This window comes from Zoogloea sp. (assembly GCF_023150065.1).
GTDB lineage: Bacteria > Pseudomonadota > Gammaproteobacteria > Burkholderiales > Rhodocyclaceae > Zoogloea.
In genome coordinates, this window is record NZ_JAKLLN010000122.1 from 1 (window position 1) to 685 (window position 685).

The 685-nt window shown below is 67.9% G+C and carries 1 protein-coding gene; it reads right to left on the reverse strand.

Translation table 11 applies throughout. The features are described 5' to 3' along the window. Positions 1 to 685, reverse strand: a 685-nt coding sequence (locus L6Q67_RS23805; protein WP_296576079.1) for an ATP-binding protein, incomplete at both ends; no start/stop codon positions are given.

The following is a 685-nucleotide window of genomic DNA, read 5'->3' on the forward strand; positions in this document are numbered from 1 at the left end:
CCCTTGTCGAGGGCGCGGCCGATGGCCTCCAGCAGGGTCGACGGCGAGGTGGGCTTGTTGAGGACGTTCTTGACCTCCACGCCGCTCTTCTCGATGCGGGTCATCACTCCGTCGCGGCCGTAGGCGGTCACCATCACGATGGCGGGGATGGAGAAGGGGTACAGGGCCTCGACCCGGCGGACGGTCTCGACGCCGTCCATTCCGGGCATCTTCCAGTCGAGCAAGAGCAGACTGTAGGGCTGGCCCGCCTCGACCGCGGCACCGATCTTGTCGAGGGCCTCGGCGCCGGTGCCGACGACGTCGGTGTCGAGCCCGAAGGAGCGGGTCATGCCCGCCAGGATCTCGCGCGCCGAGGCGTTGTCGTCCACCACCAGGACACGCACGCCGCGCAGCTCGTCGGCGTAGAACATGCGATAGGGGTAGGGGTTCTTCTGCACGCCGAAGCGTGCCCGGAAGTGGAAGATCGAGCCGCGCCCCAGCTCGCTCTCGACCCACAGCTTCCCGCCCATCATCTCGACCAGGTTCTTCGAGATCGCCAGGCCCAGCCCGGTGCCGCCGTAGCGGCGGGTCGTCGAGGCGTCGGCCTGGTTGAAGGCTTCGAACAGGCGGGCGCTCTGCTCCTTGCTCATGCCGATGCCGGTGTCCTTGACCCAGAAATGCAGCTCGACCGCATCGTCGTCCTGCG